This is a genomic window from bacterium (assembly GCA_021371935.1).
Lineage (GTDB): Bacteria > Armatimonadota > UBA5829 > UBA5829 > UBA5829 > UBA5829.
Window position 1 is genome coordinate 1 of sequence record JAJFVF010000004.1, and the last position, 19,831, is coordinate 19,831.

Sequence of the window (19,831 nt, forward strand, 5' to 3'; positions counted from 1 at the left end):
TTGTAAAATGAGTGCCATTGGGGCGTGCATGAGAAAATTGCTGGCAATCGCATATGGAGTACTAAAAACCGGCACCTCGTTTGAAGTGCCAGCGTAAAAAATTGACAGGCAAGACGGTATCTCGCATTCGCTCGGAATGACGAGCGTTATGTCTTTTGAGCGCAATTAAGAGTCATACCCGTATCTTTAATTCGCATCAGGCGTAAATAATCAATACAAAATACTAAATAACAAATGTACTAGAATCCAAGCTCGCGTTGCCTGGGTTCTTTTTTTGCGTGGGCTGGCTTCTTTGGGGACTGGGTCCGTTTCTTTACACCCATGTTTGCCAGTTCATCTGCGCGCTTGTTGAGTTCACGCACAACATGAGATATGTTTACCTCTGCAAAGTGACGGATCAGATTGACTGCCTCTGCATATAGAGGCTGGAGGTTCGGGGATTTGACTTTGTATACACCGGAAAGCTGGCGCGCCATAAGCTGGCTGTCGGTGCTGATTTCTATCTGGGTTGCACCCAATCTCGACGCTTCCTCAAGGCCCCTTATCAAAGCCGTATACTCGGCGACATTGTTGGTCGTCTTGCCGATGTATTCGCCAATTTCGCATATTACAGTGCCGTCCGGCGATGATATGACCACACCAATGCCTGCGTCACCCGGATTGCCCTTGGATGCGCCGTCGGTGTATATAACTACCTTGCTCATTCGATATCCATCAGCAGTATGCGGCCGCAGTTCTCACATGTCTCTACCGCTTCATCCTTAACCAGTTGGCCGATTGTGTAAGAAGTAATTGCAACATGGCAGCCCTCGCACTTGCCGTCCATAACTTTCGCTATGCCAGTGCCGCATGTGTGTTTCCTGATCGACTCATATTTGGATAGCAGCGGCTTTTCGGTATAGCCAGATGAGGCAGATTCGCGGAGTGCGGTCAGCTCTGCGATCTCAGACTCAAGTCTGGTTTTGGCATCCGTCTCTTGCTTGATAACCTTGCGCGCCCTGGTCTCGATGGTCTGTTTGATCTCTCGCAAAGACTCGACTTTCGCCTTGGCAGCCTCCACCAGGTCATAGAGCTCCAGAGTGCGCACATCCAACTCGCCCTGTTTGCCTTTGAGAGACTCAATCTCGCTTTCCGTAGCGGATAGTTCTTTTGGATTGGTAATGGAGCCGGAATACAATCGCTTTTCCAGGCTGCCGCGCTTCTCATCAATCGATTTGAGCTGGAGTTCGCAGTCACGCACCTCCAACTCATGGGCAGCAAGCGCCTTTTCAGCTTTCTCAAGTGCCGATTTGGCTGCGGCATACTTTGCGCGAAGCTCTTTTGAACCCGTAAGTGCGGCTATCTGCGCATTCGCGTTGGCTATCTTGACATCAATCGCTTGAAGATCATAAAGCGCGTGCAGTTGTTCTCTCATATACATCCTCCGCAGCCGTGTGGCCGCACACAGATTTTATCAGAAGCACCCGCGAATGTCCAACCGGGTTTACCTCGACAAAATTATGTGGTATCATTCACCAGTCGGACGGGGGGATGCAGAATGATCGAAGAGACAGTCACATTCAAAACGTCCAGGGGGCTGAGGTTGTCGGGGGCGCTACTTGCACCCGATGAGAAGCTGAGGGATATGGTCGTGTTCGCTCACGGCACGGGCAGCAGCAAGTCCAGCCCCAGAAACCGCGGCATAGCCGAGCGCCTGCTTGATAAGGGTATAGGCTCGTTCTTGTTCGACTTCACCGGCCACGGCGACAGCGACGGTCTGCCCGAACAGTCCACCCAGGACCAGCAGTATGATGACCTGACCTGCGCACTCGATTACCTTGGATCGCAGACATTCGTCGAAACCAGGTTTATGGGAATTCACGGATCGAGCACGGGCGGCACGGTCGCAATACACGCAGCCGCAGAAGACCCCCGCATTCAGGTGATGGTCCTCAGGGTCCCCAGAAACTACGACGTTCTGGACTTCGCGCAGATGGTGCAGGCTCCTACTCTTATTATCCAAGGTAGTGAAGATTCAATCGTATTGCCTGAGGCACACGAAATATATGATTCACTGCAATGCGTCAAAGAGTTACACATTGTCCAGGGAGCAGGGCATCTGTTCGATGAGGCTCCGCGTTTCCAGCGAGAGATGGAAGAAGCTGCATGCGAGTGGTTTGTGCGGTGGTTTGCTGAAGAGGCGGAAGAATAAGCCCGGAGTAGCATTCAGTTTTCTTTAGGAGAAGGACTAGTTGCAGAACCGCTGAGGCGCTGAAAATACTGAAACGCTGAAAATCATATCTATGAATGGTTCACAGCAGATTCCTCACATTCGCTCGGAATGACAGTGTTCGGGAGCTTTGCAGTCTTGCAAACAGTTGTCGCAATCTGATATCGCGAAGTTCTGTTTCGGATGCAATCGGATATCGCACCCGAACTAAGCGGTGGTTTGCGGAAGCGGCGGGAGATTAAAAACACCGCACCGTAGCAAAGTCGAAGATGACTGTCTTTTATCACGAAAACACGAAAGGGGAGAAACACGAAAAGAAAATTTAGCGGTTTCGTATCTTCGTGCCTTCGTGATTAAGACTGCCGGAATTATTCCAGTAAATCTACAGTTTTGCCGGTCTTGGCGGATTCATATGCGGCAAGCGCCACTTGCAGAGCCTTTACACCGTCCTCGCCGGTAACAGGAACATCGGTATCATCCAAAATGCTCTTTGCAAAAGCGCCCACCATGACAAGGTCGATGTTGTCGCCCCAATATTCATATGTGTGGCTGCCGGTCTCATCAGAAAACATGTCGATCTTCTGACCGAACATTTTCATGGAAGCAGTGCCGTTCGTGCCGGTCACATCCATATTCACATTTCCCCAGGTCGGAAAGCTCTTAGGACGAGACCAGCTGGCATCTATCGTGACGAACATGCCGTTAGTAAAATCAACACTGAGCACGCCGGTGTCGTCGAAGTCCTTGCCGAGCATACGATTGTCTATCTCGGCATATACACGAGCAGGCTCAGCGCCGGTCATATCGCGCATCAGATCGAGCAGATGCACGGTGTGGTCGATCACCGCTCCGCCGCCCGACATCTTCAGGTCGGTAAACCATCCGCCCGGGCATTTACCCTGGTTGGTCGCCTTGATCGCAAGCACATCACCCAGGTCACCCAAATCTACCGCACTCTTCAGACGTGTGTATGCCGGATGAAAACGGCACGGGAAAGCCGTCATGAGCTTGATCTCACTGCGCTTGGCTACCTCGACTATGGCCTCTGCGTCGTGCAGCGTGCCGGCAAGCGGCTTTTCGCACAGCACGTGCTTTTCGCTTTGTGCAGCCAGCACGACATGCTTGCGGTGGTTCATATTCTCACTGCAGACGACCACAGCTTCGATATCCGATGCAAGCATTTCATCATAGTTCTTAAATGCCTTGACGCCATAACGCTTGGCGGCTGACTTAGCACGCGAGTGATCTTCATCGGCAACACCGACAAAGTCCACAATGTCAAGTTCGGCCAATGCCTGAGCATAGGCATAGGCATGCATGTGGGCAAAACTCATTATTCCTATCTTTACTTTTGACATTTATCCCTCGCTATGGCTAAGCCAACACTACCGGCTGGCCTGAACTGATCGACCTCAAGGCCGCTTCTGCAATCTTTACCGCCTCGACACCATCATCCGGCAACACATCCGGCTTCTCGCCCTTTTCAAGACAGTTGATAAAGTGACGAAGCTCCTGGAAATATGGGTTCTCAAGTGTCGGGCTTTCGGGAACCGTGATGCTCATCGTTTCACCCTCTGCAGCTTTGCGCTCAATGACCAGAGGAGTCGATTCCGAGTTTGAAAAACTGAGCAGCCCTTTGGTCCCGGCTGCTTCGACTGACGTAAAAAATCCACTTGGCCGCGCCCAGCCGCCCTCTACATGAGCTATGACTCCGCTCTCGAACCGTATTGTGACGAGTGCATAGTCCGTAAGCGGGATTTTGGAATCCGCCATGCCCCTGGCATAGACCCGGCGTACCTTGCCGAAAACCCATCTGAGCCAGTCGAAGTCATGGACAATCAGGTCGAGCACGACTCCACCGCTCTTCTTATAGTCCGAATACCAACTCTCGGGATCACGCGGGTGAGCGCCGGACCTGACATTGCGAATCTCGACGACATCACCGATGGCGCCGCTGGAGATGAGTTCTTTGATTTTTAGATACTCAGGAAACCACCGCAGGACATGCGCGATAAAAAGCGTCACACCTGCCTCCTCGCATATGTGAGCAGCCTCCTGAGCCTGGCCGACCGTTCTGGCAAGTGGTTTTTCACAGGCCACGTGCTTTCCAGCTTCAGCAGCAGCTTTGATACAGTCCAAGTGCGCATAGGTGGGTGTGCATACATCCACAACATCTACATCGACCTTGGATATCATCTCTGTAAAATCAGTGAAAGTCTGCACAGGATATTCCTCGGCAAACTTGCCCGCCGCATCTGGATTGATATCGCAGACTGCGACCAGCTCGGCTTCATCCATCTGAGCATAAGCCCCTGCATGCACGCGAGCCATATTTCCAGCGCCTACCAGCGCTACTTTTAACATAATTTGTCACCTCAAGAAAGCTGAGAGCGGAGATTGAGAGCCAAGAAACCCGGACTTCTCACCACTCAGTGGTCTACATAAACATCAGATATGGAGATTCGAGTGTCTGCTTGAGCCTGGCAAGGAATTCGGCTGCCGGAGCGCCGTCCATCACTCTGTGATCAAACGACAAACAGAGATTCATCATCGAACGGACCTTGATCTCGCCGTCGACAACAACCGGCTTGTCCTTGATTGCGCATACACCCAGAATCGCGCTCTGACCAGGAGTAATGATCGGGGTGAATGTTTCCACGCCGAATGCACCGAGATTTGTTATGGTAAACGTGCCACCCTTGAAGTCATCTCCACCGGCCTGACCTGATCGCGCACGGGCGACAAGCTCCTTGATCTCTTTTGAAATCTGAGGCAGAGTCTTGCTGACTGCATCCTTGACGACCGGGACCACAAGGCCGGTCTCTATCGCGGTCGCTATACCGATGTTGATATGGTCGTTGATGATTATCTGGTCGCCCTGCAGTGATGCGTTAGCAATCGGCTTGTCGAGGATCGCACGCGCAGTCGCCTTAGCTATGATATCCGTGAATGAGATTCGCACGCCATAGTTCTTCTCGATATCGTCGATGATCTGAGAGCGCAGCCGCTTGCACTCGGTCATGTCGACTTCGGCTACAAGCGTGACATGAGGAGCCGTCTGCGCGCTGGATGCCACATTCAATGCCACGGCCTTGCGCATGCCCGTAAATGGAATGGTTGCGCCTATCGAAAGAGGCGGAGCTGCGGGCACGTAGACAGGTGCGGGCTTGAGGTCCTCACTGGTCACCTTTCCTCCGATTCCTGTTCCGGTAATCGCACTTATGTCGACACCCATATCAGCCGCCATCTTGCCTGCCAGAGGAGTGGCTTTGGGAGCTGAAGCTGCGAAATTGAGTACGTCCTGCTCCACTATTCTGCCGCCTGGACCAGTCCCTCTTCCGGCAAGTGCAGCAATGTCAACGCCCTTCTCTTTTGCAACTCTCTTTGCGGATGGCGAAGCAAATACGGGACCTTCGGCTGCGACAGGAGCAGGCGAAGGCTGTGCTGCAGTTGCTGGAGTCGGTGTAGGAGCAGGGGCTTCAACAGACACCGCTTCTTCTTTCGCCGGAGCGCTCTCGGCAAGCAGGTCATCTATTGATTCGTCGGCACTGCCTATTATCGCAATCGGGTCCTTTACTGGAATTATATCATCCGGCTGAGCAAGTATCTTACGCAAAACCCCATCCTCTGGGGCTTCCACCTCCATATTGACCTTGTCGGTCATTACTTCCAGAAGCGGCTCGCCGGCTTTGATCTGATCGCCTTCGTTTTTGAACCACTTGATTATCGTCCCCTCCTCCATTGTCTGCCCGAGGAGAGGCATCACCATTTTCGTGGCCATCGCATTCACAACCTTTCTATATTTGGCGGAATTGATCCGCGTGCTTGTCTATCATGTAGACTACGCTGTCCGACGGCACTTTTCCTTCCGGCAGATTGGTTACAGACAGCGAAAAAAGAAAATATTGGCCATGTTATAAGCCGACAAGACCCTCCGTCAGATCAATCGAATGACGCCCCGACTATCGGACAAATGATATTGTCCCGGTTCCACCATCTATGCTTATAAGGTCACCGTTACGAATCGCCGGAATATCACGAACACCGGTAACCGCTGGAATACCGAGTTCCCGGCATAGGTTAGTCTCGTGACAGAGCCAATTGCCGCAATAAATGAGACCTGCAATGATGGGAAAATACATTGTCCATCCTACTTTTCCCTCGCCGCGCAGCCAGAGAATCTCGCCCGGCTGCAATTTCGCTAACTCCTCTGGGTGATCTGTTGAAATTATGCGCACAGGACCCTCCGCAACTCCTGCATTTGCAGGTTCACCCTGAAAAACTTCACCACCAGGGAGGCTTTCTTGTATTGGTGGAGGCAACTGTGCCATAGTGTAGCGCGCCAAACGCCTCTGCTCTGTTTCGCGCTGTCTCACCAGCACAGCAATTCTGTGTAAATCAAGCTTATCAGATGCTACAGCCACAATTTCATCTGGATGCAGCAAGAAAATGTCATCCACATTCTCAATGACTCCCACTTTCACAAGGCGGCGTCCGGCTTCGCAAAGCACCAGCCGAACAGCGGACTGAGCGTGTGATAATACCAGGTCTCTGTCATCCTTTAAGGGAAATATGCGACGAGATGCACGCACACATGCTGCAAAGATTTTCTCGTATGATTCTCCACCACTCATACTGCTTCGGATAGCTTCCAGAACTTCACCAAAACGAACATCGCTTTCATCGGCAGCACACTGCACACGCTCGGAAATAGAGGGCATATCAGGAATTTTGCGCAGATTGCTCACTGCGAGGTCCAACGGTGTCGTGTCCTCTCTCCAGCTCCTCCAGGTTGCAATGTCCAGCAGGTCATCTCGCCTAAGAAAAGAATAACCCCAATGAGCTATTACATTCTCCAGTTTATCATCGCGAGCAGCCTGCTCTATTTCGGCATCGCGCAGATGTGTGAGCTTTGGCGCACCCTGGATCATAGTGAGCGCGACTTGTTGGGACTGCTGCCATGGCAGACTCAGGCAATCGCGCACAATCACATCAATTCTACGCAGAGTCTCATAGGTAGGATATGATCCCGCCAAGTAGAGGGTCCCGGCTTCCCTGTCAAGTCGAACGGCTTCGTCAACCAAGTCTGCAAAATCACATTGGCTCATGGCATGCAGCAGATCATCAGACATACGAAGAATATGCTCAGAACGTGCCCGCAGTGAAGGAATCATTTGTCCATAGACGACGTCGGCGTACTCATACCAGTCCTTATAAACGATATTTGGATCATCATATGACAACATCCGCTTGATAAACGACCGATCCTCCCATGGAGATTCGGGGCAATCGGTCAGTTCCGGGTTATTGGGTATTTTACCGAATGCGCGCCCATGATGAATGGACATTTCGCATAACTCCATCGGCCATGGAGGAAGGGGAAACGTTGGATCGATATCGTCTACAAAACCAGCTTGCGCATATGGCGTCAAAGGCTCCATCCGTTCCTGATGACAGCAGATAACTTCTTTATTATCAAGGCGGGGATCATCCGGGAAATATGGAGGCAGATTCACCACAGGCCGCGCCTGCAAAACTGCTATGCCTTGTTCTGAAACAGCAAACTCCATATCAATACGCATATTGAACAGGCTATCGACCTCGCGAACGAGTCCGCCTATCTCATGGAGTATCTCATCATCCAGCGCTGGTTTTTCGCGCATGGCTCTATCGATACCACGAGTCTGTATGTGCCCCCCGTCGCCAAGAAACTCTCCGATAGTCTTGCAGCATATCTGCCTCTCTCTGACTGCCAACGTATCCCAGCCAAGAAGAAAACAATCTACTTGTGACTTTCCATCAACCACTGTCGTGCCTAAGCCATAGTTCGCCGATACCGCTATAACGAAAGGATTGCCGTCCACCGGATGAGCTGAGAATGCCACACCTGCCGCGTGAGCATCTATCATCGGCATTATCAACACGGCCATACACTGCGGTACGTTCGTCTTTGAGACTTGTCTATGATAAGCCAGTGCTTTGGGTGAAAACAAAGATGCCCAAACCCTGCGCACGGCTTTCGTCAAGGATGCATGCCCTTTGACGCCCAACACCGTCTCGAACACACCGCTGTAGCTGGCGGAGGTGCCATCCTCCAAAGCCGCGGAACTACGCACTGCTAAAGGAATATCAGGAAGTCGTGCCAACGCCTGCAGCAATTCAGCCGTCAATTCACCGTCTTGCACCTTCGCGTAAATTTCCGCATCTGGAATATCGTCGTTTATTCCCCATGCCGCGAAATGCTCTCGGCAAATTTGCGCCGGGATAACCCAACCTGATGGCACCGGTAACCCGGCCTGCATCAACTTGGCCAGGTTTCCTACCTTTGGGCCGATTGTTGTCGAATCTTCATTACAGGCATCCGCAAGTGATATTATACTCATAGCTTCACTTCCTTTCCGCATCAATAGCCAATAACAAAGGCACCTGCGTACACACACAACCAACTGCAACATGCAGTGTTTATGGTATACGCAGGCGCCTCAAGGGTTGATTGGCTGTATCCTGCCAATTATTGTTTTTTTTGCTGTCAACCGCATTTATTATAGCCTGTTGTGGAATCCAGTCAAGTGCACTGTAAGACTTCTTGTACAACCCGTAGACTCGCCAATAAATATCAAATATAAAATAATCAATACTAATTTTCTTGTGCTCTTGGTATAATACACCCTGAACTTACAATCGAAGGATATTAACATGGGACTGAGCTTAGCAAAGAAGATAATCAAGGGCCACCTGGTCGAAGGCGAGATGGCTGCGGGAAAAGAAATAGCCATTCGCATCGATCATACTCTTACCCAGGACGCCACAGGAACTATGGCCTATCTGCAATTCGAGGCTATGGGCGTGGACAAGGTGCGCACCAAGCGCTCCGTGAGCTATGTGGATCACAATACGCTGCAGGCGGGCTTTGAGAATGCGGACGACCATGCATATCTGCAGAGCGTGGCGGCCAAACATGGCATATATTTCTCCAGGCCGGGCAATGGGATATGCCACCAGGTCCAGCTTGAGAGGTTCGATGTGCCGGGAGATACTCTTCTAGGCTCGGACAGCCATACGCCGACCGCAGGCGGGCTTGGAATGCTTGCGATAGGAGCAGGAGGGCTGGATGTGGCGGCAGCTATGGCGGGTCAGCCGTTCTATTTGCCTATGCCCAGGATATGCCTTGTCAAACTCTCCGGCAAACTACAGCCTTGGGTTTCGGCAAAAGATGTGATCCTGGAAGTGCTCAGGATATTGACCGTCAAGGGCGGCGTCGGCAAGATTATCGAATACGGCGGAGAGGGTGTTGCGAGCCTGTCGGCGACGGACAGAGCCACCATTACCAACATGGGCGCTGAACTAGGAGCCACTACTTCAATCTTCCCAAGCGACGATATCACGCGTGAGTTTATGGCAGCTCAGGGACGCGAGAATGAATGGCGAGAGCTTAAGGCAGATACTGACGCCGAATATGATGAAGTTATTGAGATAAACTTAGATAAACTTGAACCCATGATAGCAACACCGCACATGCCGGACAAAGTGGTCAAGGTTGTGCAAGTTGAGTGCAATAAAGTTGATCAGGTGGCTATCGGAAGCTGTACGAATTCATCGATGAGAGACCTGATGGTCGTGGCCGGAGCGCTTAAAGGCAAAAGCGTGCATCCTGGGGTCAGTCTGGTCATATCGCCCGGCTCGAAACAGGTCTTTGAGATGATCGCGAGAAACGGCGCACTGGCTGACCTGATCTCATCTGGAGCACGAATTTTGGAATCTGCGTGCGGCCCATGCATCGGTATGGGTCAGGCTCCAAAGACAAATGCAGTCTCCATCAGAACATTTAACAGAAACTTCGAGGGCAGAAGCGGGACCAAGAGTGCAAATGTGTATCTGGCAGGACCTGAAGTGGCTGTTGCGGCGGCAATATATGGCGTGATTACCGACCCTAGAAAACTGGGGGAACCGACCAAGTTCGATTACCCGGAGAAGTATCTGGTAGATGACAGAATGATAATCACTCCGACTAATGAACCGGAAAAAGTGGAGGTGGTTCGAGGTCCAAATATCAAGCCTCTTCCGCAGAACAATGCACTATCGGGAATGCTGTCGGGCAAAATCCTGCTCAAAGTGGGCGATAACATCACGACCGACCACATCATGCCCGCAGGAGCAAAAGTATTACCGCTGAGGTCGAATATACCGGCCATATCTGAATTCGTATTCACCGCGGTCGACCCGGACTTCGCGAAACGCGCAAAAGAGTATGGCGGCGGTTTCATACTGGGCGGCGAAAACTATGGCCAAGGCTCATCGCGCGAACATGCAGCTCTGGCTCCAATGTATCTCGGCGTTAAGGCTGTGATAGCCAAGTCCTTTGCAAGAATCCACAGGCAAAACCTGATTAACTTCGGAATATTGCCTCTCAAACTCGCTGATCCGGCGGACTATGACCTCATGGAGCAACTCGACGACGTCGAAATTGCAAATGTGGATGCTATGAAGACCGGGAAGAGCGAACCGATACTTATTGATAGGACAAAGAATGTGTCCATTAAACTCACGCACGATCTGTCTGAAAGAGAGATAGACGTGGTGCTGGCAGGTGGCAGACTCAACTATATTAAGATGCAGGAGTAGTATTAGTAGTATGCAGCTTATAAATTTCAAGAGTGCCGAATGTTCCGGCAATGTGCTTGCCCTCGGCTACGACAATGGATGGGTCAAAATCACGGCTTATATCGACGACGTAATACGAGTGCAGGTGGGACCAAAAAGCGTCAACCCTGCACCAGAGGGTTACGCGATTACGCAGCACAAATGGGAACACGTGGACCTAATTGCAGAATCGGGCAGTGAGGTTGTAGAAATTGCGACGAGCAAGCTGAAGGTGTCGGTCCACAAGGACACCGGTAAGATTGAATTCTATAGTGCGGAAGGCACCATGCTCACAGACAGCGCTGCCTGGTGGAACGATCAATATTGCGGCAGTAAAAACTCATCGGGTGAGGATGAACACTTTTTCGGTTTTGGACTGCAGTTTCACAGTCTGGATCAGCGCGGCAAGCTGCGGAATATCAAGACCAACGCCGATCCCCCGTCAGACAGCGGCAATGCGCATGCGCCCGATCCGTTCTTCTACAGCACACGGGGTTATGGACTCTTTCTCAACAGCTACGGTTACTCCAACTTCGATATGTGCTGGAGCAGACTGGATGAATATACTTTCAGCGCGCCCGAAAAGACGCTGGACTATTTCTTTATCTATGGGCCATCGTTCAGGAGAATATCCGAACTGCAGACTCTGCTCAGGGGCAGGTTGAAAATGCCCGCCAAGTGGGGGCTTGGGTTCTGGTATCGAATGCCGAGCAATTGGAAATCAGATCAGACCATTGAGAGCGCAAAAGAGTTTCGTGACCGTGACATACCATGCGATGTGATAGGACTGGAGCCGAAATGGCAGACCCATACATACCCATGCACATATGTCTGGAACAAGGAGTATTACCCCGACCCAAAGGCGTACGTGAAGTGGATGCGAGATAACGGTTATCACGTGAACCTTTGGGAACATGAGTGGGTGCATGAGGATGCGCCTTTCTATGATGAGCTTAAGAAGAAGGGACTTCTGGCGGACAAAAAGGGCATGGGCGGCGCGGTGCCGGACTTTACATTCCAGGATACACGCAATATCTTCGCGAAACAGCACACAGCCGAGCATATCGATATCGGCATTGATGGTTATAAGCTGGATGAGTGCGATGGGTCTGACTATACCCCGCCATGGTTCTATCCTGACGATACACAATTTCCATCGGGACTGACCGGCTCTCAAATGCATAACCTGACCGGCTTTCTATACAGTCAGGCAATGCATGAAATGTTCGAGAAGCTGGGAATTCGGACATACTTCCTGCTCAGGGCGACATTCGCAGGCGGCCAGGCGCATCCATCGTGCATCTACAGCGATTATTATCAGCTCAACCAGTATATCCGTGCTCAGGCTACTTCGGGCTTTTCCGGGTTCCTGTGGTGCCCCGAACTCAGAGAAGCAAAGTCTGATGAGGAGTTTTTGCGGCGGGCACAGAATATGTTCCTCTCGCCGCTCGCCATGATAAACGCATGGGAGGGTGACGAATCGCTGCTGCCGTGGAAACGCGGTGAAGAGCCTGAGAAAATATTCAGGGACTTCGCTAAGCTCAGGATGAGACTGCTGCCTTATATTTATAGCTCGTTCTACTGCATGTGCAGGACGGGGCTGCCGATTGTCAGGGCACTGGTCATGGATTACCCGAATGACAGCGAAACGTATGAGGTTGATGACCAGTTCTTGTTCGGCGAGTCTATGATGATTGCGCCTGTCGAGAATGGCTCAAGCAGAGATGTATATCTGCCAGAAGGCAAATGGACGGATTTCTGGACCGACGCAGTTTATGACGGCGGCTGTAAGATCACATGCGAGACCCCGCTGGACAGAATTCCAATTTTTGTGAAATCAGGCGGCATTATCCCTATGGCACAGTCGATGAACTTTATAGGCGAAAAGCCTGTGGAAGAGATCGAGCTTCATGTGTATCCGGGTGAAGGTTCATTCACGCTGTTTGATGATGATGGAGTAACTACCGATTATCAGAAAGGCAGCTTTGTCACTGTACCGATTAACTTGGCTGGAGACTGGCTCGAAATAGGTAAAGCTGAGGGCAATTACGCCAGTGAGTGCAAGTCGTTCAGGGTCATAGTCCATAAAAATGGGAACTCGAATGAAGTTGGGCAAGTGCCTTTTGAACAGGGATCAATCGTGAGTATAGACTGATATTTTGAGAATAACGGCATTTCTTAGTGGGCGCGATATAAGGATATCGCGCCCAAACTTATGGGGCTATTCCGCGCCTCTGCGATTATTTTGGGCTCTTAGTCCGGTATTATTCGGGATAAAGCAGGGGCAGTTGTCTGCCGATATTTAGATTACTACCAATGTGAGATGCCCAAAATGATAATTCGTCCCGGAAAAGATGTTGGATCTGGGGTTGTATATGCAGCCGGCAGATTCGCTGAGAATAATGCATATGTTGTGAGCCAGGCAGGCGGCACTTCCGCTTTCGGAGGATTGCTGTGCTGCCCCGGCTCGAATTACTGCGTGGAAGCGACTCCGAACGGCGCTGAGAGAAGTTACCTCGGCAAGACGCCCATAACGACGACCAAAGCTTTGTATATTAAAGATACCGAGAACGGCAAAGTCTGGTCGGGTTTTTATAATCCGGTGTGCGCGGAAACGGACGAGTATGAGGTCCGATTCCTGCCCGGACAAGTTCAGGCATATAGCCTTAAGGACAAGATTGCCTGCACTCTCACCATAGCTGCCGCACCAGGCCAGCCCTGCGAGCTGTGGCATGTGCGCCTGGAAAACCGTTGTGCGCAAATCCGTAATCTCAGAATTGCCACTTACGTGGAACCAGCAGTCACCTCCCCGCTTGAGCTGCGATACCTCAATCAGGAAAAGACAATCCTTATGAGGCGTCCTTTGGAGTCGGTGGACCGCGCGAGAAACTCAGACGACTTATCCAACCTTGTGCTTTTCCACGCCTGCACGCTGCCCGCAATGATGTGCCCGACAGAAAAATCAGACTACATAGGCAGCGAAAGGACAGCGTCAAACCCTGTCGCACTAGTCGGGGAAACAAACGAAATATCTGACGCAATAGCGGTAAAACCTGTAGCCGGACTGACGATTGATATCGAAATCCCTATAGAAGGGGAAGCTGAGTTCGGATTCTGTTTCGGTGCGGCGACAAATGCCGACGAGGCTGCCGAGATCGCACGTTCCTTGAGCAAAACGGAGGCTGTCGCGGGCGCAATCAGTTCTTCGCGGGAATATTGGGACAAGCTCACCTCGTCTATAAAGGTGCAGACTCAGGACAACGTGCTGGATGCGCTGGTAAACACATGGCTGCCATATGAATCGTATACAGCGTGCGCAATGCAGCATATGCCGAACCCGGCAAACGAGATGACACGCTGTCTGCCGATTGGAGCGAATGCGGCATATCTGTTCCGGGAAGCATTGGTTAATTTCGCAGCCAGACTCTCTGCCACAGGCAATTACCACCCCGATGAGTTCTCACGAATAGACCTGTCAGCGGGTGAAATGCTCTCGCTTGCGATTTGCACGGCGAGTTATGTGGCGGAAACAGGAAATATAGGTGTGCTCTCGCAGACTGTGGCGTTCAAAGATGGGCTGGTTATGACCCTCCGCGAGCACTGCGAACGAGTAATCAAAAAGTGTGCTAACGGCTTCGTTGAATCTGAACAGGATCGCATGACTCTGGAAAAAGCAATAAAGTTGTGGTCATTCATCAGGCCATCCGATGAGTTCACAGCTCTTCTTGAGAAGATAGCTGGTCAAGGCAACACTCAGCCGGAAGAAGTGCCCGAAGAACAGCGCCTGCCACGACGCGTTCGATATCTTCAGTCTATATGCCCCACCCTCACTGAGATTGAAAGCTCACTGCCATTGACCAGCGAAACTCCCGACGCTGAAAACATGCTCGCTGTGTATTCATCTCTGATCGAAAATATATTCGGCATTACCGCAACATACGAAGGGCTTATAATAAATCCTTCACTGCCGCAGTCATGGTTTGAGTGTATGGTCATAAGACGCTTCAGAGGCGATACATACAATATCCACATCAAGCAATCGGCAACTCATACCGGAAAAGGTGCATCCATAATTGTTGACGGCGAACCGGTATTGGGAGATATGCTGCCGTTCTTTGCCGACGGCTGCGAGCATGAGGTGGAAGTGACTGTCGGATAGAGAGCTTGATGATCTATTGGTTTGAAGTATGCGCGGCTATGTGTCATGCATCATTTGAATGTATTTGACCGTATCAAATTTCCTTGCGCATCCATTATAGCTCATATATCTAACCTTGCCGAATATCGGCCTCGACTTCCATGCCCTGTCATGCACGCCGCCTATGCTCCATGCGATCCCCGTATACCCGTTCGGGTCTCTGCCGTCGAGTTCATATCTGTCATTGAGATAGATACACGCGCGCATCGCATCTTCAGGCGTCGGAGTCCACTCGAGTATCTTTTTCGCCCAGTACATGCGCATGTAGCCATGCATCTTTCCACGCTTTATCATCTCAGTCTGGCACGCATTCCACAATGGATCATGTGTCCGGGCATTCTCCAGTTCATCAACCGAGTATATCTCCGGCCTCGGATCATTTAGGTGATCGTCAAGTGTGCGCTTTGCCCAGTCGGGAAAGCAAGCCGTAGTGTCATAGGCTCTGTTGTAATAACAGAAGTTGTCCGAAAGCTCACGACGGACTATCAGCTCCTCCAGAAAATCTTCTGCAACAAGTCCCGACCTATCGACTTCCAGCGCAATCCTTTGGGCGGATATTTGACCGAAATGCAGATACGGCGAGAGGTTGGACTGACCGTCCTGTGTCGGATCATTTCTACGCAGAGGATAATCAGCCAGTTTATCGTCAATAAATTGCCTCAGCACCCTTGAGGCCGCATACTCACCCGGTTCGATCCAATGCACCTCTGAGACGCTGCGGTCAACTGTCAGAAATGTTTCAGCAGCTTTCCAGTCGATCTTGTCGACAGGTCCGTTCCATCGAAAAGGATGCGGGGAAATCGTGGGAAAGTCATCGAGAAACTCAGGCAGAAGGCGCTGCAGCTTTGGACGAAACGTATATGCCCCATACTCCTGCTTGGAAGATGCAACCCAGCATGGAACAATATTGTGCGCGTCCACCTCATATGCAGGAATATCTATTGCACCAACTACACGCTCTTTCCATTCGCGCTTTATGCGAAGTGGATCGAAGTCGGTAACCAGTGCACCCGCATTGTTGGACTTGAGAAATGCCGGGACCTCGTCATATGGAAAGCCAGTCAGTAGAAAAAACGGAATCCCAAGTTTATCGAGCCGGGACTCCACATGCCTCAGGCTCTTTAGCATAAATGCGTATTGCCTAAGAGTGGCATCGCCAAATGATGGAGCCAGGCAGAAGACTACAGTAAGCTGAGACGAGCGCTCGATGGCCAGCTCTTGTGCAAAAACAAGCGCCCAGTTGTCGGAGGCGCGCTGGTCTCGGCTCATCCAGTAGACCACAGCGCCTGGTTTCGCAGAGCAGGAATTCAGATTTCGGATGCGTTTTGGGTTCATCATTCGATTGACTATTAATGACGATTCATATTACCCACGCACTCAGAAATCATATAAACCGGTTTATCTGAATTATACTCGCGACCCCACCAAATACTGGTCAATCGGCAGGCAAGCAGCCTTCTCACCACGCTGCTTCGAGCGGAGAGCAAAGAGCAGAGCCTTAGCTGTATCCAGAGACGTAATACATGGGATCGAACGCTGGACACTGGCTTTTCGGATCACGGCTGCTTCCTGTTCGATCTTCTTATCCTTTGAGGCCGTGTTGATGAGCAGATCGACCTTATTTTGAACAATAAGCTGCATAAGGTTCAGAGACTGCTCGTCATTGATCTTCCTGACCTCAGTGCATCTGACACCGTTGATCGTCAGATATCGAGCAGTGCCCTCAGTCGCATAGACCTCATAGCCCAGATCGACAAACTCGCGTATGATCGGCAGAGCCTCCTCTTTGTCCTGGTCGGCGATGGTGGCTATCATCCTGCCCGCAATGGGAGCGTCGAGACTGCTGGCAACCATTGCCTTATACAGCGCGCGCGAAAAGTCCATATCGATCCCCATGATCTCACCGGTAGACTTCATCTCGGGACCAAGTGATACATCCACCTCAGTGAGCTTCTGAAAACTGAAAACAGGTGCCTTTACTGCCAGGCTCGGCTGCCGCTGATATAGACCGGACTCATAGCCCTGCTCGGCAAGACTCTTACCCAGCACCACATTCGTCGCAACCTGGATCATCGGAACCCCGGTAATCTTGGACAGGTACGGCACTGTGCGGCTGGCACGAGGGTTGACCTCTATTATCTGAACCTCGTCATCGTCAATTACGAACTGAATGTTCATCAGACCGCGCACATCCAGAGCCTTTGCGATCTTTGTCGCATGAGAGATGATCTGGTCTATGACATCCTGCGAGAGTGTCTGCGGCGGGCAGACTGCCATGCTGTCGCCTGAATGCACTCCCGCGCGCTCGATGTGCTCCATGATACCTGGGATCAGACAGTCCACACCATCGGCGATGACGTCGACCTCGACCTCCTTGCCCAAAATGTATTTATCGATCAATATCGGCGCATCAGGGTCGGGACTGATATCCAACGCATACTGAGCATATGTGCGAAGCTCGGGCTCGGTATACACAATCTCCATCGCCCTGCCGCCGAGCACATAACTCGGCCTGACCAAAACAGGGAAACCTATCTCCTTTGCTACCTGAACGGCCTCGTCTATGCCGAATACCGCCCGGCCTGCCGGTTTTGGAATATCAAGCTCACGAAGGATATGCTCGAACTGATCACGATCCTCGGCAAGGTCTATCGACTTGAAATCACTGCCGAAAATGGGTATTCCTGCAGCATTCAACGGCTTCGCCAGGTTGACAGCCGTCTGACCGCCGAATTGCAGAATCACACCGTCCGGCTGTTCATACTCTATGATATTGAGCACATCTTCAAGAGTGAGAGGCTCGAAATAGAGGCGGTCGGATGTGTCGAAGTCGGTCGAAACAGTCTCGGGGTTGTTGTTTATAATAATCGACTCGTAACCAGCATCGCGCAGCGCCCATGCGCTGTGGACGCTGCAGTAGTCGAACTCCACACCCTGGCCTATCCTGATCGGGCCGGAACCTATAACTATAGCCTTTGGTTTGGACATTGCGCCCTCACCCCGACCCTCTCCCCCAGGAGAGGGAGTCCCTGCCTGGGAGGGCGAGGCTCCTGCCGAGCCGTTTACCCGCAACCCTAGCTCTGTTCCGGTCTCATCTTCGCGCTCATGGGTCGAATAAAAATACGGCGTCTCAGCCTCGAACTCGGCTGCGCAGGTGTCCACCATCTTATATGTCGGCAGCATCCCAAGTTTCTTTTGAATCCACCGAAGCTGAGTCTCGTTTGCATCGGTGAGCAGACTGATTACCCTGTCTGGAAAGCGCATGGTCTTTGCGCGCCTGAGCAGGTCGAGAGCGCCAGGCTCGGTCGCAATCCTGCCCGAAGCAAGTGCCTTGATCTCCCCTGCCCTGCTCTTAAGCTCGGCTTCCATATCAGTGATATTCTTTAGCTTCGAGATGAACCAGCGGTCTATGCTAGACAGTTCACATATACGCTCTATACTCCAGCCCCGCCGCAGAGCCTCGGCGACAAGAAACAGCCGTTCGTCGGTTGCCTTAATTAGACCATGCTCGATCTGCGAGTCAGTTATCTCGTCCGAGTTTTTCAGCTTGAGCCAGTGCAGGCCTATCTCCAATGACCTGACGGCCTTCATAATTGCCGCCTCGAATGTCCGGTCGATGGACATGACCTCGCCTGTGGCCTTCATCTGAGTGCCGACAGTGCGGTCAGCCTGATAAAACTTATCGAACGGCCAGCGCGGAATTTTGGCGACTATATAGTCGATTGTCGGCTCGAAAGCGGCCTTGGTCTTGCCTGTGACCGCGTTTGCGATCTCATCCAGGTGCAGACCCGTCGCTATCTTCGCTGCTACCCTCGCAATCGGATAACCCGTGGCCTTGGATGCAAGCGCAGATGACCGGCTGACCCTGGGATTGACCTCGATCACATAATACTCGAACCCGTTCGGGTTCATTGCCAGCTGGACATTGCATCCGCCCTCTATCTTAAGTGCGCGAATAATTTTAAGCGAAGCCGACCGGAGCATCTGGTATTCTTTATCCGTCAAGGTCTGCATGGGCGCCACTACTATCGAATCGCCGGTGTGAATGCCCATCGGGTCGAAGTTTTCCATCGAGCAGATTGTGATACACGTGTCATTGGCATCACGCATCACCTCATACTCGACTTCTTTCCAACCCAGCAGGCATCGCTCGATCATGACCTGGCTCTTTAATGAAAGCTTAAGCCCGCGTGAGCCTATATCAAGCAGTTCCTCTGCGTTATAAGCAACGCCGCCGCCTGTGCCGCCGAGTGTGTATGCCGGTCGAACGATGAGCGGCCAGGGCGGATTTGAGTCGATGATCTGCTGGATTTCATCTCGCGTCTGCACAATCCAGCTTTCCGGGACCGGCTCGCCTATATTGCGCATAAGTGTTCTGAACAGCTCGCGATCCTCAGCATCCATAATGGCCTGCAGAGGCGTGCCGAGAAGTTCGACGTTATATTTATCCAGTATGCCTGCGTTTGCCAGTTCCACCGCCAGGTTTAGACCCGTCTGACCGCCAAGTGTCGGAAGCAGGCCGTCGGGGCGCTCCTGCTCGATTATACGGGTCGCAAACTCCACGTTGATCGGCTCGATATAGACCTTGTCCGCAACATCTACGTCCGTCATGATCGTTGCCGGATTGGAATTCAGCAGAACGACACTGATACCCTCTTCGCGCAGAGCCTTACATGCCTGCGTGCCTGCATAATCGAACTCAGCCGCCTGACCGATTATAATCGGCCCGGAGCCTACTACCATTACTTTTTTTAGATCTTTACGTTTCGGCATACTACTCTCTT

12 protein-coding genes are annotated in these 19,831 nt (G+C 51.6%); 4 read left to right on the top strand and 8 right to left on the bottom strand.

Annotated features, from left to right (window positions below; translation table 11 throughout):
* Positions 1-239: 239 nt before the first annotated feature.
* Both LLG46_03015 and LLG46_03020 read right to left on the bottom strand, forming a co-directional pair.
* Positions 240-704 (bottom strand): ribonuclease HI family protein, encoded by a 465-nt coding sequence (locus tag LLG46_03015; protein ID MCE5322269.1) that lies wholly within the window; start codon positions 702-704, stop codon positions 240-242.
* Positions 701-1,414, bottom strand: coding sequence for a C4-type zinc ribbon domain-containing protein (locus tag LLG46_03020; GenBank protein ID MCE5322270.1), 714 nt, complete (start codon positions 1,412-1,414; stop codon positions 701-703). Before LLG46_03020 ends, LLG46_03015 begins: the two co-directional genes overlap by 4 nt.
* 123 nt (positions 1,415-1,537) lie before the next feature.
* On the opposite strand from LLG46_03020, the gene LLG46_03025 reads away from it, so the two are divergent.
* On the top strand, positions 1,538-2,191 hold the full coding sequence (locus LLG46_03025) for an alpha/beta hydrolase (protein ID MCE5322271.1): 654 nt from the start codon (positions 1,538-1,540) through the stop codon (positions 2,189-2,191).
* Positions 2,192-2,577: 386 nt separating this feature from the next.
* Here the strand turns inward: LLG46_03025 and LLG46_03030 are convergent, their stop codons facing one another.
* From LLG46_03030 to LLG46_03045, 4 genes are all read right to left on the bottom strand, one after another.
* On the bottom strand, positions 2,578-3,567 hold the full coding sequence (locus tag LLG46_03030) for a Gfo/Idh/MocA family oxidoreductase (protein ID MCE5322272.1): 990 nt from the start codon (positions 3,565-3,567) through the stop codon (positions 2,578-2,580).
* Between the two features lie 16 nt (positions 3,568-3,583).
* Positions 3,584-4,573 carry a Gfo/Idh/MocA family oxidoreductase gene (locus LLG46_03035; protein MCE5322273.1) on the bottom strand — a complete coding sequence of 330 codons (990 nt, stop codon included), beginning with the start codon at positions 4,571-4,573 and terminating at the stop codon, positions 3,584-3,586.
* Positions 4,574-4,646: 73 nt separating this feature from the next.
* Positions 4,647-5,990, bottom strand: coding sequence for a 2-oxo acid dehydrogenase subunit E2 (locus LLG46_03040; protein ID MCE5322274.1), 1,344 nt, complete (start codon positions 5,988-5,990; stop codon positions 4,647-4,649).
* Between the two features lie 181 nt (positions 5,991-6,171).
* Positions 6,172-8,592 carry a hypothetical protein gene (locus LLG46_03045; protein ID MCE5322275.1) on the bottom strand — a complete coding sequence of 807 codons (2,421 nt, stop codon included), beginning with the start codon at positions 8,590-8,592 and terminating at the stop codon, positions 6,172-6,174.
* Between the two features lie 313 nt (positions 8,593-8,905).
* On the opposite strand from LLG46_03045, the gene LLG46_03050 reads away from it, so the two are divergent.
* From LLG46_03050 to LLG46_03060, 3 genes are all read left to right on the top strand, one after another.
* Complete coding sequence (locus LLG46_03050; GenBank protein ID MCE5322276.1) at positions 8,906-10,831, top strand: aconitate hydratase; 1,926 nt, start codon at positions 8,906-8,908, stop codon at positions 10,829-10,831.
* 10 nt (positions 10,832-10,841) lie between these two features.
* The gene (locus tag LLG46_03055; GenBank protein ID MCE5322277.1) at positions 10,842-13,004 is read left to right on the top strand and encodes a DUF4968 domain-containing protein; all 2,163 of its coding nucleotides are present in this window, start codon (positions 10,842-10,844) and stop codon (positions 13,002-13,004) included.
* Between the two features lie 177 nt (positions 13,005-13,181).
* The gene (locus tag LLG46_03060) at positions 13,182-15,008 is read left to right on the top strand and encodes a hypothetical protein (protein ID MCE5322278.1); all 1,827 of its coding nucleotides are present in this window, start codon (positions 13,182-13,184) and stop codon (positions 15,006-15,008) included.
* Positions 15,009-15,044: 36 nt separating this feature from the next.
* Here LLG46_03060 and LLG46_03065 read toward each other — a convergent pair whose 3' ends face one another.
* The gene (locus LLG46_03065) at positions 15,045-16,385 is read right to left on the bottom strand and encodes a deoxyribodipyrimidine photo-lyase (GenBank protein MCE5322279.1); all 1,341 of its coding nucleotides are present in this window, start codon (positions 16,383-16,385) and stop codon (positions 15,045-15,047) included.
* Positions 16,386-16,454: 69 nt separating this feature from the next.
* Entirely contained in the window at positions 16,455-19,820 is a 3,366-nt protein-coding gene (gene carB / locus LLG46_03070; protein MCE5322280.1) for a carbamoyl-phosphate synthase large subunit, read from the bottom strand.
* Positions 19,821-19,831 lie beyond the last annotated feature (11 nt).